Source organism: Arthrobacter sp. E1SS-5 (genome assembly GCF_057073715.1).
Genome location: NZ_CP172703.1, coordinates 2,836,178 through 2,858,484, shown reverse-complemented (window position 1 = coordinate 2,858,484; position 22,307 = coordinate 2,836,178). Strand labels below are relative to the sequence as shown.

The following is a 22,307-nucleotide window of genomic DNA, read 5'->3' as shown; positions in this document are numbered from 1 at the left end:
TGACCGGCCCTTGGGACCCGCACCGGCAAGAGCCTGGGATTGGCCAGGAGCCCGCCGTACCGGGCACAGGGGACTCCGAAAACAGCAGTGGCCTGCCGGAGACCCCCGCCCTTCGGCTGCTCCCGCCACGGCGGGCGCACGCGGACGCGCCCCGGCTCACACCGGACCAGCAGGCGGCGGTTGACGTCGTCCAGGGCTCGGGGCCCGTCCTGGTGCCGGGCGCTCCGGGCACGGGAAAGACCACCGTCCTCGTCGAGGCCGCTGTCCAGCGGGTCTTGCGTGACGGCGTCGATCCCGAACGCATGCTGATCCTTGCGCCCACCCGCCTTGCAGCGGATTTCCTGCGGGACCGTTTCACCGCGCGGCTGGACAGGAGCCTCAGCACCACACCGGCCAGGACATGGGCTTCCTATGCATTCGACCTGATCCGCCGGGCCAAGGCAGAAGGAGTTATTCCGCTGTCCCGGCCGCCGCGCCTGCTCTCAGGCCCTGAGCAGGACCTCATCATCAAGGAACTCCTTGAGGGCCACCGGCTTCCGGGACTGGAACTGCCCTGGCCCGCGGACCTGCACGGTGCCATGGAAACCCGCGGTTTCCGCCAGGAAGTGCGGCAGCTCTTCGACCGCATCATTGAATCAGGCCGCACAGCCGAAGACCTTGCGCAACTCGCGGTTGACTGCGACCGGCCGGACTGGAAGGCCGCAGCAGCCTTGTACGCCGAATACCGGGACGTCCTGGACCTGCGGATGCCGGAGGCCTTCGATCCCGCTGGAATCATTACCGCGGCCCGGCAGATCTTCCAGGACTCACCCGATTTCCTCGCTGCGGAACGCGCCCGGCTGCAGGTTGTCCTGGTCGACGATATCCAGGAAGCGAACCCCGCCATCTTCGAGCTGCTGGCGGACATCACCGCCGGCAAGGACTGCTACGTGACCTCATCCCCGGACACCGTGGTCCAGGGCTTCCGGGGAGCCCGGCCCGATCTGGTGGCTGAACTGCCCCGGCTGCTCGCGGCCACGGGGGCCGTCAGCGAGCGTCCGCTCTGGAATGCCCACGGCCTCACGCCTGCCGTGGCCCAGGCCTGGTTGAACGTCGCAGGCCGCATTTCCCAGCGCGCGGGCGGGCAGCTGGCCCGCCGCCTTGAGCAACCCTCATGGCCTGATAAGCCTGAACATCCCGTACAGCCTGCACGCCAGCCGGTGACGGGCAGGGTGGAGGCCCACTTGGTTCCTACTCCCGTGCATGAGCTGCGGTACGTCGCGCAGCGGATCCTGGACCAGCACATCAACCACAACCGCGACCTTGCTGACATTGCTGTCATCGTGCGCAACGGTGGCCAGGTCAGCGAGCTGCAGCGGTACCTTTCCGGGCAGGGCATTCCCGTACGCGTACCGGTGGCGGAGTCCGCGGTCCGGGATGAGGTGGCTGTGCGTCCGCTTCTGGATGCCTTCGCTGTCGCGCTGGACCCGGCGCTGTTGACACCGGAAGCTGCGGTTTCATTGCTGACCTCCCGCATCGGCGGGGCCACCTCCATCGAGCTGCGCAGGCTGCGCCAGTCGCTGCGGCGGGAGGAACTCCTGGGCGGTGGGGGGCGCGCCAGTGATGCCCTCCTGGTCGAAGCCCTGCTCGAACCCGGCGCGCTGGGTGCGTTGGGTATTGAGGGCCGCGCCGCCCGCCGCACTGCCCGAATGATCCACGCCGGGAGGGAGGCTGCAACCCTGCCCGGAGCCAACGCCGAGACGGTCCTGTGGGCACTGTGGGACTCCACCGGGCTCTCGTCGGCCTGGACGGCGGCGGCACTGGAGGGCGGACCCCACGGGGCCCGTGCTGACCGCGACCTTGACGCGATGATGGCGCTCTTCCAGACGGCGGAGCGCTACGTGGACCAGATGCCCGGCGCCGGCCCTGAACAGTTCCTCGAATACCTCCTGAACCAGGAACTTCCCATGGACACCCTTGCCGCCCGCGCCCAGCTCGATGACGCTGTTGAGCTGATGACCCCTGCAAGTGCTGCAGGCCGGGAATGGCCGGTGGTGATTATCGCCGGGCTGCAGGAAGGTGTATGGCCCAATACGAGGCTCCGGGGCGAGCTTCTCGGAAGCACGCTGTACGCGGACGCTGTGGAGCATGGTCCCGCCTATGCCCTCCAGCGCGATCCCTTGAGCCGGTTGCGCGACATCCGCTACGACGAGCTTCGAAGCTTCTCCACCGCGGTTTCCCGTGCACGGGAGGTGCTGGTGTGTACGGCAGTGTCATCGGAAGACGACCAGCCGTCGTCCTTCCTGGACTTCGTTGCGCCCTTGGGGCCGGGCCAGGAGGGCCGGGCGTTCACCCAGGTGGAACGGCCCATGACGTTGCGCGCGCTGGTTGCTGAACTCCGGCAGTATGCCCAGCTGGATGGGGACCCGGGGCAGGCGCAGGAAGCAGCCACGGTCCTGGCGCACCTGGCCGCAGCGCAGCCCGCGGTTGCGGGCGCACACCCCGACAGCTGGTGGGGGCTGGCGCCCCTGACGTCCTCCGGCGCGGTTGTTCCCCCGGGCGGAACGGTTTCCGTGTCCCCCTCGAAGGTGGAGACGGTGCAAAAGTCGCCGCTGGACTGGTTCGTCCAGGCGGCGGGAGGGGAACCGGCAACCGATTTCGCCCGGAGCCTCGGGACTCTTGTGCACGCGATCGCCCAGGACATGCCGGACGCGTCCGGATCCGAGTACGTTGCTGAACTGGTCCGCCGGTGGCCGGCGCTGGGCATGAAGGACAACTGGGAGGGAAGGCTGGACTTCCAGCGTGCCGAGGCCATGGTGCGGAAGCTGGCGCAATACGTGCTGTCCATGAGGAGCGAAGGCCGCAGCCTGCTGGGCGTGGAACAGGACTTCGAAGTGCCACTTGGCACGGTGCCGGTGGATGAGGCAGCGCCGCGGGAGGCGGTCCTGCGCGGGCAAGTGGACAGGCTGGAGATCGACGGCGAAGGCCGCCTGGTGGTGGTGGACCTCAAGACCGGGAAGCGGCAGCCGGGCAACGGCGAGTTGTCCCGCCATCCGCAGCTTGGTGCCTACCAGGCCGCGGTGCTGGCCGGTGGCTTCGACACCGGGTCCCCGGGGTCCGGCCAGCCCGGCGGAGCGGTGCTGGCGCAGCTCGGGACCACAGCCAAGAGCCCTGCCATCCAGCAGCAGGAACCACTCGATCCGCAGGAGAACTGGGCATTGGACATGGTCAAGAACGCCGCCGCGGTGATGGGCGGCAGCGAGTTCATTGCCCGGCACGACCCCTCAAAAGGCAGCCATGGCGGCCATGGTTGCCGGCTCCCCGAAGTATGCCCCTTATGTGTGCGCGGAAGGCAGGTGACCGAATGAGCGAGGCACTCTCCACGCTGCCTGTGGAGGACGTTACACCGCACGTACGCTTCAGTCCGGAAGAACTTTCCGTGCTCCTCGGAGAAAAGAACACCCCTACACCCGAGCAATCCGCCATCATCTCCTCGCCTTTGGCACCCCGCCTGGTGATCGCGGGCGCGGGCTCGGGAAAGACCGCCACCATGGCGGACAGGGTGGTGTGGCTGGTGGCCAACGGCTGGGTCACCCCGGAGGAGGTCCTAGGCGTGACCTTCACCCGCAAGGCTGCGGGTGAGCTGGCCAGCCGCATCAGAACAAAGCTCCTGGCCCTGCAGCGCCTGGCCGCCAGGGACACCGTGAAGGGGATGTTCCCCAAGGGCCTGCTCAGCAGTGACGCCCTGGAGCCCAAGGTGTCCACCTACCATTCGTTCGCAAGTGGCATTGTTTCGGACTACGGGCTGAGGCTTGGCGTGGAGCGGGACGTGGTACTGCTGGGCGGAGCGCAGGCCTGGCAGCTGGCAAGCGAAGTGGTCGAAGCGTACGACGGCGAATACGCCCACTTCCGGGCCGCGAAATCCACCCTTGTCAAAGCGGTCATCCAGCTGGCGGGAGAGTGCGCAGAGCACCTCCAGGAACCCGAAGACGTCGAAGCGTGGCTTATGGCGCGCCTTTCGGAGTTTGAGTCCCTGCCGTACCTTGCCGGCAAGATGAAGAACCCGCCCAAAGCGGCCGCGGACCTTGCAGGCATGCTGCGGACCCGCGCAAGCGTCGCCGACATGGTGGGCCGTTACGCCGCAGCCAAACGTGCCCGGGGGGCACTCGATTTCGGTGACCTGGTGGCGCTCGCCGCCAAGGTGGCACAGGATGTTCCGCTGGCGGCCCAGATGGAGCGTCAGCGGTACAAGGTGGTTTTGCTGGACGAGTTCCAGGACACGTCCTACGCCCAACTGGTCCTCTTTTCCCGTCTCTTCGGCGACGGCCATGCCGTGACAGCGGTGGGTGACCCCAACCAATCAATCTATGGGTTCCGTGGCGCTTCCGCGGGACAGTTGTTCCATTTCGTCCGTGAGTTTCCCGTCCGCACCGGCCAGGCGGAATCGGGAGGAGGTTGGGCGCCGGCTCCAACCTCCTACCTGACAACGGCGTGGCGGAATGGCCGGTCCATTCTCGCAGCCGCCAATGTCATGTCCCAGTCCCTCGGCAGGGCAGCTGCACAAAACGGACCCGCCGGGGGCAAGGCCGCCGCCGCCGAGGTCCCTCCACTGCAGCCGAGTCCATTTGCCGTGGAGGGGACTGTGGTTGTTGGCCGTTTTGCCAGCGATGTGGAGGAAGCCGCAGCCCTTTCCGACGATGTCCTCAAATATCGGGTCACCGACTTTGAGGTCAGGTCCGACGGCACTGCCGAGCCTCCGGCCATCGCAGTGCTGTGCCGCCGGCGTGCCCAGATGGAGACCGTCCGGCGGCAGTTCGAAGCCCGGGGGATCCCTTACGAAATTGTGGGTCTTGGAGGGCTACTGGACACCCCGGAGATCGTCGACCTTGTGGCTACCTTGCGGGTGCTCGCAGATCCCGGCCGCTCCGACGCCCTGATGCGGCTGCTTGCCGGCGCCCGGTGGCGGATAGGTCCCGCAGACCTCATGGCGTTGCGCGACTGGTCGCATCAGCTGGCCCGGCACCGGGAAAGGGCAGCACAGGGCTTAGACGTTGACAACCCTGACATCGACAGCGATGAGGCAGACGCGCCAATCCTCGAGGGTGACCTGACTGACGGGGCCAGCCTGGTGGAAGCGTTGGACTTCCTGCCCCGGGACGGGTGGACGTCGCCGAATGGCCGTTCCCTCAGCACGGGGGCGCGCAGCCGGTTGTCGCGCTTGTCCACCGAGCTGCGGCAACTGCGGGCCTCTCTGGGTGACGATCTGACCACGCTTGTGGGTGAGGTGGAGAGGGCCATGCTGCTGGATATCGAGGTGGCGGCCCGCCCGGGGATCAGCATCCATCAGGCCCGCCGCAACCTCGATGCTTTTCAGGATGCAGCTGCCGGTTTCCTTCGCACCTCCCAGCGGGTGGACATCCTCGCGTTCCTGTCCTGGCTGGAGGCTGCATCGGCGGAAGAGAACGGGCTGGAAGCGCCCGCCAGCGACGTCAACCGGGAAGCGGTGCAGCTGCTGACCGTGCACGCATCCAAGGGCCTGGAGTGGGATGTGGTGTTTGTCCCCGGAATGAACGCGGGCGCCTTCCCCAGCGACAGGGACTCCCGCTGGAGCAGTGGTGCCGCCGCGCTGCCGTGGCCCCTGCGCGGGGACCGGGCCGACCTGCCGCAGTGGGACCTTGACCAGCCGGACCAAAAAGGCTGGCTGGACGCCGAAAAGGACTACAAGGCCGGCGTACAGGCGCACGGCGAGTCGGAGGAACGGCGCCTGGCCTATGTTGCCTATACCAGGGCCAAGCACGTGCTGTGGGTTTCCAGCGCCGCCTGGGTTGGTTCACGGGCCGTGCGGGCGGAGATGTCACCGTTCCTTGCCGAGCTTGAAACCCTGACGCAGCCGGGGGACGGTGCCTCGCCTCCGAAAGCGGTGGTCCACCCGCTTTCGCTGGAAGAAGCCGCTCTTCCCGAGCAGAGCCCGCTGACCCTCGAAACAGAAGAAGCAGGCTGGCCGTACGATCCACTGGAAGGGCCGGTGGACCCGCGGAGCGGAGAACGCCTGCGCCTGGCCCGCGGACGCCGGACAGCCATGGAAGCAGCCGCCCAACGAGTGCTGGGGATTCTGGAGGCAGGCGCCGGCAGCCAGGTTCCCGGGGAAGTGGCGGGGCAGCACAACATCCCGGGGCAGGGGAGCAACCCACTGCCGGGGGCCCGGCCGGAACTTACGGGCGCCGCGGCAGGCTGGGCCCGTGAAGCGGCCTTACTGCTGGAGCGCAGGGCAAGAAGGTCCAGCGGCCAGGATGTGCACCTGCCCACCCACATCTCCGCTTCAACCCTTGTTGACCTCGGCGATGATCCCCACGCTGTCTTGGGACGGCTGCGCCGGCCCGTGCCGCGTGAACCCGGTATGTCGGCGCGCAAGGGCACCGCCTTCCACGCATGGGTCGAGGAGTACTTTGGAACGGCAGGGATGCTGGACCTCGGTGAAGCGCCGGGTTCAGACGACCACATCGATGCCGCTTACAACCTCGACGAGATGGTGGCCACCTTCAAGGCTTCCCCGTGGGCCGACAGGTCGCCCGCGTTCGTTGAGGTCCCTGTGGAAACGAGGGTGGGCGAGGTGGTGGTCCGCGGCCGGGTGGATGCGGTGTTCCGGGATGCCGACGGCCGCTGGGACCTGGTGGACTGGAAGACCGGACGCCGCCCGTCCGGGGCACAGCTGAAGACCCGTTCGATCCAGCTCGCGGTGTACCGGCTGGCGTGGGCGCGACTGAATAATGTGCCGCTGGAGGATGTGCGGGCCGCGTTCTTCTACGTTGCCGATAACGCCGTGGTCCGGCCGCACGACCTGGGAACGGCCGCCGAGTTGGAAGGAATTGTTGCTGCGGCGCTCAGCCGGCCCTAGCACGGGCAGGCCTGGACCGTCCGGCCGGGACCGGAGCCAAGGCGCGGCGGCCAGCTCCCGGGGCCGGCCCAAGTGCAGCACCCGCGAAGTTCAGCCCTGTTTGACGTTTATGACTGAGATGGCGGCTGTTGACGTGTCGTCCGGACCCTTTTCTTCCTGCTCCTGGCCCGCCAGGGCTTTGCTTTCCCCAGTTGGCGGTTCCGGCGGAATGGGGGCTACATGAACGGCAGGACTGGCGTGCACGACGTGCTCTGCCTGGGCTGCCCCCTGGCCGCCAGCGGCGGGTTGTGCCTTCACGGCCTGTTGGGAAGCCGCAGGGCTGCCGGGGGCGGATTGGGCAGCCGCAGGGCTGGCAGGACCAGTTTGGCCGGGGCCGGCCTGCGCGGGGACGGGGATGACTGTAACGGCAGGTGTGACGGCGGAACTGCCACTCCCGGTTACGTGGGCTGTCACGGAAGCCCCGCCAGCCGCTGCTGCTCCGGACGTCTCCGGCACGTTCTTGGCCGGCAGCGGCTCAACGCTGATCGGCTGCCCGCCGTACTCGGCGATGTCGCTGGCGAGGCTTTCCAGCATCCCCTCCGCCTCGGTGACCATTTCCGCGTCACCAGCGGCCAGCCCCTTGACCAGGTACTGCGCCAGGGCGAACTCCGCGGACAGGGCGGCCCGGCGCAGCAGGTGCTGGTCCGGGACGTCCCGCCGACTGGACGTGTAGGCCGCCAGTACAGTGTCAATGAAGTCCTGCTCATTGGATGCAACCAGCCAGGCAAAGTCGTCGGCAGGGTCGCCGATGCGCAGGTCGGTCCAGCCAGTGACTGCGGTAACCCGTCCGGACTCCACCAGAAGGTTGTCCTCGTGCAGGTCGCCGTGGACCACGCAGGGGTTGAACCGCCACAGGGACACGTCCTCCATGGCGTGTTCCCAGCGGCGCAGCAGCGTGGCAGGAATCCTCCCGGTGGTTGCTGCCTGGTCCAGTTCGTTCAGCCTCCGTTGGCGGAATTCATTGGGGGTGTAGCTGGGAAGATCGGCGTTGCTGACCAGCGACCGCGGCAGGTCATGGACCGCGGCCAGGGCGGAGCCGATCTCGCGGCCCAGGCCAGCAGGGCCCGACGTCAGTTCCTCCACGCTGCGCGTACTGCCGGACAGGTGCGAGTAAACGAAAGTGCTCAGGGTCCCCAAGCGGACACTGCCGGCCACGGTCGGCATGAGGAACGGCAGTTCCGCCCGCACGCCGGGCGCGAAAGCCCGTAGCACCAGGAACTCTGTTTCCAGCCGGGCGCTGGCCTCGGCGTGCCGCGGCGACCGGACCCGCCAGCGCTTTCCCTCGGAGTCAAGGAGCAGGGCTGAGTCGAAGTCCGCGGGATCATCCGGCGCAGAGCTAACGGCCGTCGGGGTCAGTCCGGGGACTGCCGCGGTTGCAATCGCCGCCAGTTCAATCGGTTTTCTTCTCACCGTTCCACGGTAAGTTGCGTGCCGTCCCGGAGCGCGGTCCGGCCGCGGCGAGTCTTGAGATAGCCGCAAATAGACGGGGGACCCACGCAGGCAATTGCCCGGGAAATGTGAAATGTCCGTGGCAGTCAGTACGGTGGAACCATGAGCCATACGGAGTCCGTAACACCCGTCCAGCAGGCCAAGCCCACGCCTCTGCCGGCAAACCACCTTGTGGACACACTGCTCCCTGTCAGGCCGGCCCTGGTGGACCGCGGATCTGCGGTGCGCGGGCGGCCCGGCATGGTGGATGAGTTGCTGGCCGGACCGGAGGCGATGGCCGCAGTCCTGTCCCGGCGCCAGGGACTTGTGCGGGGCAGCAATCTGGTCCTGACCGGGGCCAGAGCCCTCCTTGCGGAACTCACGGAGGCAGGATCCGCGCCGGAGCTCGTCGTGTATCTGGGATCGGCACTGCCCGCTGCTGATCTCCCAGCCGGTACCGAACTGCTCCTGTTCGTACTGCCTGAACCCCCTGATCCCGGCACTGCCGGGATTCCCGCCGACGCAGCCTGGGCCGGGTTCAGGGAGGTCGCGGCAGGATTGACCGCCACTTCCACTGCCCTTTTCGTGGAGTCCAGCGCCATTGCCAACTGGCATGCAGCCCACACCCACTGCCCCCGCTGCGGCACACCCACCCAGGTGGAAGCCGGCGGCTGGGTGCGCCGGTGCCCGGCAGACAACTCCGAGCATTTTCCCCGGACCGACCCCGCCATCATTGTCACGGTGGTAGGCCGGGACGGCCGGCTGCTCCTGGGCGGCGGCGGCCCCTTGGATGCACGGAATTACTCCACCCTGGCCGGATTCGTTGAGCCCGGGGAGTCGCTCGAAGAAGCGGTGGTCCGGGAAATCCAGGAAGAGGTGGGAGTGCGTGTCACCGCCTGCCAGTACTTGGGCTCCCAGTCGTGGCCGTTCCCGGCCTCCCTTATGCTTGGATTTACCGCCGTTACCGAGGACGCTGAGGCAACGCCCGACGGCGTGGAGGTCACCAGGGCCCGCTGGTTCAGCCGGGAGGAACTCCAGGAAGCGGTGCTCAGCGGGGAGATCACCATTTCCACCAGGCTCTCCATCGCCCGCTCCCTGATCGAGCACTGGTACGGCGGCCGGATCCAGGACCTGGCCGACGCCTAAGTTATTCCATCCACCAGACACCAGCACGCGGTAGTCGAGAAACAAAGCAGCAGAAGTGACTACAGAGATTTTTGATGGATCAGGTTCCCTTGAGGACCGAATCCTTGGAGGGCTGGACGACGAACAGCGTGAGGTGGCCAGCACCCTGAACGGGCCGCTGTGCGTGCTGGCCGGGGCGGGAACCGGAAAGACCCGCGCCATCACGCACCGCATCGCCTACGGTGTGCACTCCGGGGTCTATACGCCGCAGCGCCTCCTCGCGGTCACCTTCACCGCCCGCGCCGCCGCCGAGATGCGCAGCCGCCTGCGGGACCTTGGCGCGGGAAATGTGCAGGCACGGACCTTCCACGCTGCCGCCCTGCGCCAGTTGCAGTTCTTTTGGCCACAGGCTGTAGGCGGCACGCTGCCCAACCTGCTGGACCACAAGGCCCAGCTGCTTGCGGAGGCGGCCCGCCGGCTCAGGCTCAGCACCGACCGCGCATCCATCCGGGACCTTGCCTCCGAAATCGAGTGGGCCAAGGTATCAATGCTGACACCTGCCAACTACCTGGAAAACGCCCAGGGGAGGGGCGCGCCCGGCGGGTTCGACCTCACCGCGGTGGCGCGCGTCTTCCAGGCCTATGAGGACGTTAAGACCGACCGCAACGTGATTGACTTCGAGGACGTCCTGCTGATCACGGTGGGCATCCTGCAGGAGGACGAAAGGGTAGCCGCCACCGTCCGCGAACAGTACCGGCACTTCGTGGTGGACGAATACCAGGACGTGTCACCGCTGCAGCAGCGGCTCCTGGAGCTCTGGCTCGGCGGCCGGGACGAACTCTGCGTTGTGGGCGACGCCAGCCAGACCATCTACTCCTTTACCGGCGCATCGCCCCGGCACCTCCTGGGCTTCAAGGCCCGCTATCCGCAGGCCAACGTAGTCAAGCTCATCAGGGACTACCGTTCAACACCGCAGGTGGTGAAACTGGCCAATGACCTGCTGGCCGGCCGCGCCAGCGGAGGGCCCACCGCCGACGCTGCCTGGGCCACACCCCTGCAGCTCGTGGCCCAGCGCCCTGCCGGGCCTGCACCCCAGTTCACCGAGTGCACGGATGACGAAGCGGAAGCCGCCACAGTGGCGCAGAAGATCAAGGCACTGCTCGACGACGGCACTCCGGCCAGCCAGGTTGCTGTCCTTTTCCGCACCAACGGGCAGTCCGAGGCGTACGAGCAGGCGCTGGCAGCGGCGGGCATCGGCTACCAGCTACGGGGCGGGGAACGCTTCTTTGCCCGCAAGGAGGTCCGGGACGCGATCCTGCAGCTGCGCGCAGCCACCAGGGCTGTGTCCGAAACGGATACCCCCGACCCTCTAGGGCAGCTGGTGCGCGACATCGTTTCCTCCCTGGGCTACACCGAATCCGCGCCGCACAGTGGCGGGGCCCTGCGTGAACGCTGGGAGTCGCTGGCGGCCCTGGTGGCGCTGGCCGATGAGCTGGTGCAGAACCGCGGAGCCCAGTTCGGCCTGGCGGACTTCGTCAACGAACTACAGGAACGCTCACTCGCCCAGCATGCGCCCACCGTGCAGGGCGTCACTCTCGCCTCGCTCCACGCCGCCAAGGGCCTGGAATGGGATGCCGTCTTCCTGGTGGGCCTCAGCGAAGGGCTGATGCCCATTTCCTTCGCCGACTCACCTGAATCGGTGGATGAGGAACGCCGCCTGCTGTATGTCGGCATCACCCGCGCACGCGAACACCTGTCCCTGTCATGGAGCACGGCAAGGACTCCCGGAGGCCGGGCCAATCGCAAACCGTCACGGTTTCTCGACGGCCTGCGGCCTGACTCGGTAGCAAGCTCAAGTACCCGGGGGAAGGGAACGGTGCCCCGCCGCAAGGCTGCCGCCCCCGCCGTCTGCCGGGTCTGCGGCAGCATGCTTGCCACCGGAGCCGAACGGAAGGTGGGCCGCTGCAACGCGTGCCCGCCCACCTACGAGGAACAGACCTTCGACGCCCTCCGCAGCTGGCGCCGGGACGTGGCGCAGTCCGCGGACGTTCCGGCGTTCGTGGTGTTCACCGATGCCACCCTCACGGCCATTGCCGAGGCCCGGCCGGCGTCACTGGAGGAACTGTCGGGGCTCGCCGGCGTGGGTCCGTCCAAGCTGGAAAGGTACGGGGAAGACGTCCTCCGGGTCCTGGCCGAAAGCTCCGTCCTGTGAGGCGCAATCCCAACAGCAGCCCCCGGCAGACACCGGCCCGGCAGCCGGCACCCCAGCCGGCCGCGGACCTGGCCACTGCCGACGGTTCCCCCGTGGAGGTGCGGCGGTCTGCCCGGCGGACTCGCACGGTTGCGGCGTTCTGGGAAGACGGGACGGCGGTGGTTGCCATCCCGGCCCGTTTCACTGCTGCGCAGGAGCGGGAGTGGGTTCAGCGCATGCTGGCCAAACTCCACAAACAGGGGGAGCGGCAGGCAGCATCCGGCCGCCGGCGTCCTGCCACCGACGAGGCCCTTGCAGCCCATGCGGCTCAGCTGTCCGCCCAGTACCTGGGCGGCCGGTCACGTCCTGCATCCGTCCGGTGGGTGGGCAACCAGAACTCCCGGTGGGGGTCCGCCACACCTGCCGACGGAACCATCCGCCTGTCGGACAAGCTGCGGCCAATGCCGCAGTGGGTCATCGACTACGTCCTGCTCCACGAACTGGCCCACCTTTTGGTGGCCTCGCACAACGCGGCGTTCTGGAAGCTGCTGGAGGCGTACCCGGAAACCCAGCGGGCCAAGGCGTTCCTCGAGGGCGTCTCGTTTGCCACGTCCCGTGGCCTGGCACCCCAGGGCCTGGATCGAGGGGATTCGGGCGGAAGCCAAGCACCCGCAGGGCAGCTGCCCGGCGAGTGGTTCGGAGACGCGGACTAGACCCTTCCCCGGGGAATCCGGCCTTTGTTCCGGCGGGTTAAACACCCCGGCGGGCCAGGAATTCCTGGCCCGCCGGCTAAGTGTCAGCCCCTGGGCTGGTCGGTTCCGCCGTCGTCGTCCTTGCCCCGCGAGTCCTTGCCCCCGGCGTCCCCGTCCCCACCCTCGGAGCTGTCGGCTTCGGCGGTGTTCTCGAATCCGCCGCTGAGCAGCTTCTGCAGGGCATCATCCACTTCGCTGTCGCTGGCTTCGGCGAGCTTGCGGCGTGAGCTGAAGCCCTTCGGGTCATCCAGGTCCTCGGCGGTGGGCAGCAGGTCGGGGTGGTGCCAGATGGCGTCACGGCCTTCGATGCCGCGCTCTTCCTTCAGGCTGGCCCACAGGGTGGCGGCGTCGCGGAGCCTGCGCGGCCGCAACTCGAGTCCCACCAGGGAAGCAAAGGCGTGTTCCGCCGGGCCGCCGGTTGCCCGCCGGCGCCGCACTGTTTCGCGCAGCGCGCCCGCGGACGGCAGGACCTTTTCGGTGGCAGCAGCGGTCAGTTCATCCACCCAGCCTTCCACCAGGGCCAGCGCCGTCTCGAGCTTCTCCAGGGCCTGTTCCTGGGCGGGGGTCCGCTGCGGCATGAAGACACCCTGGGACAGGGCCTCCTGGATGCCCTCGGGGTTGCTGGGGTCGAGGTCGCGGGCGAGCTCTTCGATGCGTGAGGTGTCGATGTGGATGCCCCGGGCGTATGCCTCAATGGCGCCCAGCAGGTGGCCGCGCAGCCACGGGACCTGCACGAAGAGGCGTGCGTGCGCGGCTTCCCGTACGGCAAGGAACAGCCGGATGTCGTTTTCGGGCAGGGACAGGCCGGCACCGAACGCGGCAACATTTGTGGGCAGGAGCGCCATTTCGAGGTCGGCGAGGGGAACACCGATGTCGGTGGAGCTCACCACGTCCTGGGAGAGGGCGCCGATGGCCTGCCCCAGCTGCATGCCGAAGATCGCGCCGCCCATGTTCTGCAGCATGGACGAGGCCCCGCCCATCATGGCTTTCATTTCCTCGGGCATCTGCTCGGTCATGGCGGAGGACAGGGCGTTGGCGATGCTGTTGGCCACGGGCTCAGTCAGCCGCTTCCAGGTCCCCAAGGTGGCCTCCACCCACTCGGCGCGCGACCAGGCTTTGCCGATCAGGCCGGTGGAGGGCAGGTCGGTGACGGGGTCCAGCCACAGCTCGGCGAGGCGGAGGGCTTCGTCCACGTCCCGCGACTGCTGGGCAGTGACCGACGGATCAGAATTGCTTGCAGCCACGCGCCGGGCGTTGTCGTGGGCCAGCGTCCAGTTAACGGGGCCTTCGGACGGGGCGCTCATCATCGCCTGCACCTGGGAGAACATCTGTGCCAGCAGGTTGGGGTCGTCCGGAAGGCCGGCGGCCTTGGCGAGTTCGGCGGGGTCGAAGTTTTCCATCCCCTTGCCGCCCATCAGGTTCTGCAGCATTTCGGTCAACGGATCCTTGGGATTGTCGTCGCCGTTGGACGGATTGAGTGGGTTGGAGGTCATGGTCCCGCCGATCGATGGTGTGACTGTTGATCAACCTTCACGGTACCCCGGCGTGGGTCGGCTGTCTGCCGTCCGCCGCCGTCGTTCGCTCTAGGCAAAGCGCTCCCCGGCGCGCCGTCACCGCGTAGTGTTGGGGGGTGACTACAACCCGTGGCGGACATCCCTCCGAGGACCACGTTCCCGACGTTTCCCCCTTCTCCACTCCCGCGCCTGTGGGTGCCGGCGGTCCACCGGAAAGCACCGGTGGAAGCGGCACCGAGGGCGCGGGAGGCGGCTCCGGGTATTACGACGGCGGGCGCCCCCGCAGGCGGCTTTCCACCATGATGGTTGCCGGACTGGCGGCGTTGGGTTTGGGGATTGCCGTGGGTACCGTTCCAGTGCCCTATGTCATCGAGTCTCCCGGGCCCACCTACAACACCCTGGGGGAGAGCCAGGGCCATCCGGTGATTAATGTCAGCGGCCATGAAACCTATCCCGCTGCCGGGAGCCTCGATCTGACCACGGTGTACGTTGACGGCGGCCCCACGGGCTCCGTCAGCATCCTCGACGCCTTCTCCGCCTGGCTGGACGGCTCCAAGGCCGTATACCCGGTGGAGTTGATCTATCCGACCGGCACCACCAAGGAAGAGGCCCAGGAACAGAGCGCGGTGGCCATGGCCACGTCGCAGGAGAACGCCGTTGCCTCCGCGCTGAACGAACTCAAGATCCCGTTCGGCCAGCAGCTCCAGGCCGCGGACCTGTCCAAGGACTCGGCGTCCGCAGGCAAGATCCAGCAGGGCGACATCCTCAAGGCCATCAACGGCAAGGACATCACCTCACTGTCCGTTATCCAGGATGAACTGGCCGCGGGCAAGGGGGCGCCGGCAACGGTGACAGTTGAGCGGGCGGGCCAGCCTGTCACGGTCCAGATCACCCCCAAGGACAATGGCCAGGGCCGCTTCATCCTGGGTGTCATGTTGAAATATCTCTTCACTTTCCCGTTCCAGGTGCAAATCTCGCTGGACAAGGTGGGCGGGCCCAGCGCAGGCCTCATGTTCTCGCTGGGCATTATCGACACCGTCACGCCGGGCGACCTCACGGGCGGCAAGCACATCGCCGGCACGGGCACCATATCCCCGGACGGAGCGGTGGGCCCCATCGGTGGCATCGGCCAGAAGATGCGGGGGGCGCGCTCCGCCGGGGCCACCCTCTTCCTGGCGCCTGCCGGCAACTGTGACGAGGTTGCCGGCCACATTCCAGACGGCCTCCAGGTGGTCCGTGTGCAGAATCTGGCCGAGGCACGGCACGCAGTGGAGCTGGCAGGAAGCGGGCAGGACACCTCCGCACTTCCGGCGTGCACGGGCAAATAGCACCGGCGCCAGCACTAGACTGGGCCCAACTAGACTCGACAGGAACTAAGCTTCACCGCCACTCGTGGCACAGATGACGGACGAAACCAGCCGTTTGACCGGTACCGTACGTCGCTCGCACGCTTCGAATCTCGACGACCAGCTATGAGGTACCCAGTTTGTCCCGTCCCGCCAGCACCATGTCCACAGGCAGGCCCCCTTCCCGGCGCGGCGCCCTGACGCCCACCTTGATCGTCGTCGCCCTGGTGGTGGTGGGGTTCATTTTCTTTGCCAACGTCTGGACCGACGTCCTCTGGTACCGGCAGCTGGGCTTCGTCGAAGTCTTCATCACCGAGAACCTCGCAAAGATCGCAACATTCGTGGCCGGCTTCGGCATTATGTTCGCTGCCGTCTTCTTCTCGATCCGCATTGCCTACAACTCCAGGCCCGTCTACGCGCCTGACTCGGAGGTCCGCGACAACCTCAACCGGTACCAGGCGCAGCTGGAGCCTGTTCGCAGGATTGTCATGGTTGGCCTGCCGGTCCTCTTCGGCTTGTTTGCCGGCAGCGCGGCCGCCAGCCAGTGGCAGAAAGTCCTGCTGTTCTTCAACCAGGTGGGCTTCGGCCAGGCCGATCCGCAGTTCAACATGGACATCAGCTTCTACCTGATGACCCTGCCGTTCCTCGGGTTTGTGACCGGATTCCTGATCAGCGTGGTGGTGATTGCGGGCATCGCCGGCATCCTCACCCACTACCTCTACGGCAGCATCCGCCTGATGGAGCGTGGCGTTTTCACCAGCCGCGCCGCGCAGATCCACATCGCCGTCACGGGCGCCGCGTTCCTGGTGCTCCTGGGCGTCAACTTCTGGCTGGACCGCTACTCTTCGGTACAGAGCAACGGCGGCCGCTGGGCCGGTGCCCTCTACACGGACGTGAACGCAGTCATCCCCACCAAGGCCATCCTCGCCGTGGCCGCCGTGCTGGTGGCCATCCTGTTCATCGTGGCTGCCGTAATCGGCCGCTGGCGCCTGCCGGTGATCGGCACTGCCATGCTGATCATCACATCCATCCTGGCCGGCGGTGTCTATCCGTGGGTCATCCAGCAGTTCCAGGTCCGCCCGTCCGAGCAGACGCTGGAAAGCGAATACATCAAGCGCAACATCGAGAACACGCGCAAGGCCTATGGCTTGGACGGCATCCAGGAAACCCGTTACGACGCCACCAATACGGCCAACACCGGCGCCCTGGCCCCGGATGCCCAGACCACGGCCAACATCCGCCTCCTGGACCCGAACCTGATTTCGGACGCTTTTGCGCAGCTGGAACAGTACCGCCCGTACTACCAGTTCCCCAAGGCCCTTAACGTGGACCGCTACGAGGTGGACGGCAAGATCCAGGACACCGTGATCGCGGTACGGGAACTGAACCCCACCAACGTGCAGACCAACCAGCAGGGCTGGCTTAACCAGCACGTGGTGTACACCCACGGCTATGGGGTGGTGGCCGCCAAGGGCAACAAGTTCACGGCTGATGGCAAACCTGAATTCCTGCAGTCCGGCATTCCGTCAACCGGCGTTCTGGGCAATGACAGCACCTACGAACCCAGGATCTACTTCGGCGAGTCCTCACCCGAATACTCCATCGTGGGCGCCCCCGACGGCGCCACGCCCCGTGAGCAGGACCGGCCCTCCGGCAAGGAAGGGGAGGGGGAGACCCAGTACACCTTCAAGGGCAACGGCGGCCCGAACGTGGGCTCGTTCTTTAACAAGATCCTCTATGCCATCAAGTTCCAGTCCTCGGACCTGCTGCTGTCGGACGGCGTGAACCCGCAGTCCCAGATCCTCTATGACCGCAGCCCCCGCGAACGGGTCCAGAAGGTGGCCCCGTACCTGACGGTTGACGGAGGTGCGTATCCGGCGGTGGTGGACGGCCGGGTCAAGTGGATCGTGGACGGCTACACCACCAGCCAGTACTTCCCGTACTCACAGCAGAAGTCATTGTCGGATGCCACCGCTGATTCGCAGACGAGCTCCGGCCGTGCCGTGGCCCTGCCCAACAGCACCGTGAACTACATCCGCAACTCTGTGAAGGCAACGGTGGACGCATATGACGGTTCGGTCACCCTGTATGCCTGGGACGACACGGATCCTGTCCTGAAGGCCTGGCAGAAGGTCTTCCCCTCAACGCTGAAGCCGTATTCAGAGATGTCCGGCGCCCTGATGAGCCACGTCCGGTACCCGGAGGACCTGTTCAAGGTCCAGCGTGAACTGCTGGGGCAGTACCACGTGACGGATCCCACCAGCTTCTACAAGAACAACGACGCGTGGAGCACGCCTGCCGATCCCACCGTGAGCACGGACGTGAAGCAGCCGCCGTTCTACATGTCGCTGCAGATGCCGGACCAGCAGAAGCCTGCCTTCCAGCTGACGTCTTCGTTCATCCCGCAGATCGTCAACGGAAATGCCCGCAACGTCCTGTACGGCTTCCTCGCCGCCGACTCCGATGCAGGAAACCAGCCCGGCGTGAAGGCAGACGGCTACGGCAAGCTGCGGCTGCTGCAGATCCCGCCGGAGACTCAGGTTCCCGGTCCCGGGCAGGCGCAGAACAAGTTCAACTCAGATCCCACAGTGTCCCAGGCGCTTAACCTGCTGCGGCAGGGCGCCTCGGACGTACTGAACGGCAACCTGCTTACCCTGCCCGTGGGCGGCGGCATCCTCTACGTCCAGCCGGTCTACCTCAAGTCAACAGGTGAGACGTCCTACCCAACGCTGCAGCGCGTCCTGGTGGCCTTTGGAGACAAGGTGGGCTTCGCGCCTACCCTGGACGCCGCTCTCAAGCAGCTCTTCGGCGGGGATTCCGGTGCGGCCGCAGGTGACTCCGCCAACAACGGCCAGACGCCGGCTGGTCCCGCGCCCGCCACGCCGGCCGAGGCGGATGCGAAGGCCCAGCTGAAGGCGGCGCTGGATGAGGCGAATTCGGCCATCCAGGCCGGCCAGAGCGCGCTTGCGGCCGGCGACTTCGCTGCCTACGGTGACGCGCAGAAGAAGGTTGCTGCGGCGCTGAAGAAGGCCATGGACGCCGAGGCCAAGATCCCGGCGACTGTTCCGGAGGCCAACCCGGCCCCCGCAGCTTCCGCCTCGCCTTCGGCCACGCCTTCACCGTCCGCGTCAGCGGGGCGGTAGTACGACGGCGGCAGCCCGGCATTCGAACCCTTGGGGGAGCGGGTGCCGGGCTGGCGTAACGGACGTCACGCCGCTCCGATTTGGCCTGGGGTTCACCTCCCGGTAAAGTAGATCTTGCGACGCGGGGTGGAGCAGTTCGGTAGCTCGCTGGGCTCATAACCCAGAGGTCACAGGTTCAAATCCTGTCCCCGCAACTGAGGAAAGGCCCGGACATTGGAAACAATGTCCGGGCCTTTTGCTTTGCCCGCTGGCCATCACGAATGAGTCATCGGCACTTCACGTCAGGCAGAGACCGTGGTCCGGGCAGCGCCAAAAGTAGGGTAGTGTTGATCAAGCGACGCGGGGTGGAGCAGTTCGGTAGCTCGCTGGGCTCATAACCCAGAGGTCACAGGTTCAAATCCTGTCCCCGCAACTTATGAAGGCCCCGACCGGCAGTTACGCCGGCCGGGGTTTTCCGTTTCCTTGGATGCGCCCAGTTCCTAGTATTCTCTTTCGAAGGGCCCCGCGATCTGCGGGCAGCCCCTGTCCTTCCTGAGAGGTATGTTGTTCGATGGCCACACCCACGAAGAAGCCCGGCGCCGCGACGGGCAAGCGGTCCCGGCTTTACTGGGTGGTTCCCGCCGTCCTCGTGGCCGTGGTCCTGGTGGTGCTGATCGCCAAGCTGCTCATGGGGCTTCCGGCGGTGGCTTCCTTCGTCGCCGACTACCCGGGCCAGTCGAAACTGCCAGACAACGCCCCCGTGGGATTCCCCGCCTGGCTGGCGTGGCAGCACTTCCTCAACGCTTTCTTCCTGCTCTTGATCATCCGTACCGGCTGGCAGGTGCGGACCACCACGCGGCCCAGTGGCCACTGGACCAGGAACAACAAGGGCTTGATCCGCACCAGGAACGCGCCCACCAAGATCAGCCTTGAGCTCTGGTTCCACCTGACTCTGGATGCCCTCTGGATCCTGAACGGGCTCATCTTCGCCGTCCTGCTGTTCGCCACAGGGCAATGGATGCGCATCGTTCCCACCAGCTGGGACATTTTCCCCAACGCGCTCTCGGCCGCACTGCAGTACGCCTCCCTGGACTGGCCCACTGAGGACGGCTGGATCAATTACAACGCGCTGCAGCTGATGGCCTACTTCGTGACCGTCTTCATCGCGGCACCGCTGGCGTTCATCACGGGCCTGCGGATGTCCGGCGCCTGGCCCAGGAAGGCTGCGGGCCTGAACAAGGCGTTCCCCATCGAATGGGCCCGCGCCGTCCACTTCCCGGTCATGATCTACTTTGTCGCCTTCATCGTGGTTCACGTCTTCCTGGTGCTTACCACCGGTGCACTGCGGAACCTGAACCATATGTACGGAGGGAGCGACGACGACGGCTGGTTCGGCTTCTGGGTGTTCCTGGCTTCGGTCGCCGTTATGGTGGCCGCCTGGTTCCTTGCCCGCCCCATCTTCCTGCGGCCCATCGCCTCCCTGATGGGCAAGGTCAGCCGCTGACGGCTCCAGGGCCGATGCGAGGGGTCAGGCGCTTTTGATCTTCTGGTAGGCGTCGAGGGCGCGTTCCCGCGATTCGGGCAGGTCCACGAGCGGCTTGGGATATCCTTCCGCTTCAACCGTCCACGGCTCGTGGATGCCCTTGCCCTTGAGGTCCTGGAGCTCCGGAATGAAGGTCCGCAGGTAGCTGCCGTCGGGGTCGAATTTCTTGCTCTGGGTGACGGGATTGAAGATCCGGTAGTAGGGCGAGGCGTCCGCCCCGGACCCGGCCACCCACTGCCAGTTGGCGGGGTTGTTGGCGGCGTCCGCATCCACCAGCGTGTCCCAGAACCATTCCTCCCCGATCCGCCAGTCGGTGAGGAGGTTTTTGACCAGGAACGATGCGGCGGCCATCCGCACCCGGTTGTGCATCCAGCCCGTCTGCCACAACTGCCGCATCCCGGCATCCACCAGCGGGTAGCCCGTGTTGCCCTGCTGCCAGGCGGCGAGCTCTTCACGGTTGGCGGGGGCCCACTGGAAGTTATCGAAGGCCGGACGGAAGTTGCGGGTGGCTAGATCGGGATTGTGGTACAGCAGGTGCCAGTTGAATTCCCGCCAGCCCAGCTCGGCCCGGTAGGTACCGACGTCGGAAGGGACTTTGTGCGGATGCCGGCGCCGGATCTCCCGCCATACCCGGAACGGGCTGACCTCCCCGAACCGGAGGTGCGGTGACAGTCGGCTGGTGCCTTCGGTGCCGGGGAGGTTCCTGCCCGTTCCGTAGTCCTCGATGGGACCGTCCAGGAAGTCTTCCAGGCGCTGCTGGGCGCCCGATTCCCCGGGCTGCCAGGTGGCAGCCAGGCCGCCGCTCCAGTCGGGGGAGGAAGGCAGGAGGTCCCAGCTGCTGAGCGTGTCGCTGGCAGGGAGGCCGCGTCCCGATGGCGCAGGCTCCGGAAGGGTGTCCGGTGCCTCGAAGGGTTCCCGGATGTCGTGTGACGCGAGGCAGGCCCGCCAGAACGGCGAATAGACCTTGTAGGGGCCGCCTGCCCCGGTCTTGACGGTCCACGGCTCGAAGAGGAGGTTCGCCTGGAAGCTTGACGCCTGCATCCCGTGGCTGCCTGCCCACTCCTTGAGGTCGGCGTCGATGGTCCGTTCCGGCTGCCCGTAGCGGCGGTTCCAGAAGAAGTGGCTTGCCTTCGTCTGGATGGCTAGCGTCCTGATTGTTTCTCCGGCAGGGCCACGGCGAAGTACCAAGCGCGATCCCCGGCTTTCGAGGTCCGCAGAGAGTGCTGCCAGGGAATGGTGCAGCCACCACCGGGCGGCGCCACCGAGGGGCCGCACGCCGTGGGACTCATCGTCGAGGATGTAAACGACAGTGAGCGGCAAGCCACGGCCGGCCGCTTCCGACAGTGCGGGGTTATCGTCCAACCGCAAATCATCGCGCAACCAGACCAGGGACGTTCCTTCGGAAGAAGCCATGGCACCACGCTACACACAGCGGACACAACTATGGCCGGGACCGCGGTCCCGGCCATAGCCGTGTATCACCTGGCGACGTACTGCAGGGCCTTTACAGCTTGTCGAAGTCTGCCTCGTCGACCGTCGATTCTGACGACGCCGGGCTTGCTGCACCCAGGGCAGGCTTGGAATTGCCGCCGGCCTTGAGCGCCGCCAGGCGGGCTTCGATCTCGGTCTGCTCACCCAGGTCCTCCAGCTGGTTGAACTGGGCGTCCAGGCTGGAGGCTGCAAGCTCCTGCTGGCCACGGACCTTGGCCTCTTCGCGGCGGATCTTCTCCTCGAAGCGGCCCACTTCGCTGGTGGGGTCCATGATGTCGATGCTCTTGATGGCATCGTGCACCTGGGTCTGCGCGGCTGCGGTCTTGGATCGGGCAACAAGCTCGTTGCGCTTGCTGGTCAGCTGGTTGAGCTTGTTCTTCATCTGGTCAAGGCCGGTTTTCAGCTTGTCCACTACCTCGCGCTGGGAGGCAATGCTCGGCTCTGCGCCCTTGGCTTCGCTTTCGGCGGCCATCTGCCGCTGCAGGGCCACCTTTGCCAGGTTGTCGAACTTCTCGGCGTCGGCTACGTCGCCGCCCGCACGGAACTCGTCTGCCTTGCGGGAGGCGGCAAGCGCCTTGTTTCCCCAGTCGCGCGCGTTCTTGACGTCTTCGTTGTAGTCGTCTTCCAGCATCCGGAGGTTGCCGATGGTCTGCGCCACGGCGGACTCGGCTTCGGCGATGTTGTTGGTGTAGTCGCGGACCATCTGGTCCAGCATCTTCTGCGGGTCCTCGGCGTTGTCCAGCAAAGAGTTGATGTTCGCCTTTGCCAGCTGTGCGATCCGGCCGAAAATGGACTGCTTAACCATGGTGTTTGCCTTTCGTCCTGCTCTTTGTTGACCACTGGAACCGGTGCACAGTGGTGTACTTCGTCTGTCCGCCCGCC

General features: G+C 66.5%; 12 protein-coding genes and 2 tRNA genes. 10 read left to right on the top strand and 4 right to left on the bottom strand.

Going from position 1 to position 22,307, the window contains the following annotated elements:
* Positions 1–92: 92 nt before the first annotated feature.
* Together ACIGJD_RS13205 and ACIGJD_RS13200 are read left to right on the top strand one after the other, a co-directional pair.
* The gene (locus ACIGJD_RS13205) at positions 93–3,347 is read left to right on the top strand and encodes an ATP-dependent helicase (RefSeq protein WP_483689499.1); all 3,255 of its coding nucleotides are present in this window, start codon (positions 93–95) and stop codon (positions 3,345–3,347) included.
* On the top strand, positions 3,344–6,874 hold the full coding sequence (locus tag ACIGJD_RS13200; protein WP_483686574.1) for an ATP-dependent helicase: 3,531 nt from the start codon (positions 3,344–3,346) through the stop codon (positions 6,872–6,874). The genes ACIGJD_RS13205 and ACIGJD_RS13200 overlap by 4 nt, the downstream gene beginning before the upstream one ends.
* A 90-nt stretch (positions 6,875–6,964) precedes the next feature.
* Here the strand turns inward: ACIGJD_RS13200 and ACIGJD_RS13195 are convergent, their stop codons facing one another.
* A complete protein-coding gene (locus ACIGJD_RS13195; RefSeq protein WP_483686573.1) occupies positions 6,965–8,323 on the bottom strand; it encodes a macrolide 2'-phosphotransferase in 1,359 nt (452 codons plus the stop codon).
* A gap of 141 nt (positions 8,324–8,464) precedes the next feature.
* On the opposite strand from ACIGJD_RS13195, the gene nudC reads away from it, so the two are divergent.
* The 3 genes from nudC (at position 8,465) to ACIGJD_RS13180 (ending at position 12,370) form a co-directional block, all read left to right on the top strand.
* A complete protein-coding gene (nudC, locus tag ACIGJD_RS13190) occupies positions 8,465–9,487 on the top strand; it encodes an NAD(+) diphosphatase (RefSeq protein ID WP_483686572.1) in 1,023 nt (340 codons plus the stop codon).
* A gap of 55 nt (positions 9,488–9,542) precedes the next feature.
* The gene (locus ACIGJD_RS13185; protein WP_483686571.1) at positions 9,543–11,678 is read left to right on the top strand and encodes an ATP-dependent helicase; all 2,136 of its coding nucleotides are present in this window, start codon (positions 9,543–9,545) and stop codon (positions 11,676–11,678) included.
* 68 nt (positions 11,679–11,746) lie between these two features.
* On the top strand, positions 11,747–12,370 hold the full coding sequence (locus ACIGJD_RS13180) for a YgjP-like metallopeptidase domain-containing protein (protein WP_483689498.1): 624 nt from the start codon (positions 11,747–11,749) through the stop codon (positions 12,368–12,370).
* An 83-nt stretch (positions 12,371–12,453) separates the two neighbouring features.
* Here the strand turns inward: ACIGJD_RS13180 and ACIGJD_RS13175 are convergent, their stop codons facing one another.
* Positions 12,454–13,902 (bottom strand): zinc-dependent metalloprotease, encoded by a 1,449-nt coding sequence (locus ACIGJD_RS13175; RefSeq protein ID WP_483686570.1) that lies wholly within the window; start codon positions 13,900–13,902, stop codon positions 12,454–12,456.
* Positions 13,903–14,039: 137 nt separating this feature from the next.
* Between ACIGJD_RS13175 and ACIGJD_RS13170 the strand changes: the two genes are divergently transcribed.
* The 5 genes from ACIGJD_RS13170 to ACIGJD_RS13150 all read left to right on the top strand — a co-directional run bounded on the left by ACIGJD_RS13170 (position 14,040) and on the right by ACIGJD_RS13150 (position 19,895).
* The gene (locus ACIGJD_RS13170; protein WP_483686569.1) at positions 14,040–15,251 is read left to right on the top strand and encodes a YlbL family protein; all 1,212 of its coding nucleotides are present in this window, start codon (positions 14,040–14,042) and stop codon (positions 15,249–15,251) included.
* Positions 15,252–15,430: 179 nt separating this feature from the next.
* Positions 15,431–18,412: a UPF0182 family membrane protein gene (locus ACIGJD_RS13165; protein WP_483689497.1), complete on the top strand. Its 2,982-nt coding sequence runs from the start codon at positions 15,431–15,433 to the stop codon at positions 18,410–18,412.
* A gap of 120 nt (positions 18,413–18,532) precedes the next feature.
* A tRNA-Met gene (locus ACIGJD_RS13160) sits at positions 18,533–18,606 on the top strand.
* Between the two features lie 144 nt (positions 18,607–18,750).
* Positions 18,751–18,824 (top strand) — tRNA-Met (locus tag ACIGJD_RS13155).
* Between the two features lie 138 nt (positions 18,825–18,962).
* A complete protein-coding gene (locus ACIGJD_RS13150) occupies positions 18,963–19,895 on the top strand; it encodes a cytochrome b/b6 domain-containing protein (protein ID WP_483686568.1) in 933 nt (310 codons plus the stop codon).
* 24 nt (positions 19,896–19,919) lie between these two features.
* Here the strand turns inward: ACIGJD_RS13150 and ACIGJD_RS13145 are convergent, their stop codons facing one another.
* Both ACIGJD_RS13145 and ACIGJD_RS13140 read right to left on the bottom strand, forming a co-directional pair.
* Positions 19,920–21,347 carry a cryptochrome/photolyase family protein gene (locus tag ACIGJD_RS13145; protein WP_483686567.1) on the bottom strand — a complete coding sequence of 476 codons (1,428 nt, stop codon included), beginning with the start codon at positions 21,345–21,347 and terminating at the stop codon, positions 19,920–19,922.
* Positions 21,348–21,438: 91 nt separating this feature from the next.
* Positions 21,439–22,230 (bottom strand): PspA/IM30 family protein, encoded by a 792-nt coding sequence (locus tag ACIGJD_RS13140; RefSeq protein ID WP_483686566.1) that lies wholly within the window; start codon positions 22,228–22,230, stop codon positions 21,439–21,441.
* Positions 22,231–22,307 lie beyond the last annotated feature (77 nt).

Excerpts from the sequence above, each read along its gene's own strand:
- ACIGJD_RS13200 (WP_483686574.1), top strand. The coding sequence starts at position 3,344 with ATGAGCGAGGCACTCTCCACGCTGCCTGTGGAGGACGTTACACCGCAC.
- nudC (WP_483686572.1), top strand. The coding sequence starts at position 8,465 with ATGAGCCATACGGAGTCCGTAACACCCGTCCAGCAGGCCAAGCCCACG.
- ACIGJD_RS13140 (WP_483686566.1), bottom strand. The coding sequence starts at position 22,230 with ATGGTTAAGCAGTCCATTTTCGGCCGGATCGCACAGCTGGCAAAGGCG.
- ACIGJD_RS13150 (WP_483686568.1), top strand. The coding sequence starts at position 18,963 with ATGGCCACACCCACGAAGAAGCCCGGCGCCGCGACGGGCAAGCGGTCC.
- ACIGJD_RS13165 (WP_483689497.1), top strand. The coding sequence starts at position 15,431 with ATGTCCACAGGCAGGCCCCCTTCCCGGCGCGGCGCCCTGACGCCCACC.
- ACIGJD_RS13175 (WP_483686570.1), bottom strand. The coding sequence starts at position 13,902 with ATGACCTCCAACCCACTCAATCCGTCCAACGGCGACGACAATCCCAAG.
- ACIGJD_RS13145 (WP_483686567.1), bottom strand. The coding sequence starts at position 21,347 with ATGGCTTCTTCCGAAGGAACGTCCCTGGTCTGGTTGCGCGATGATTTG.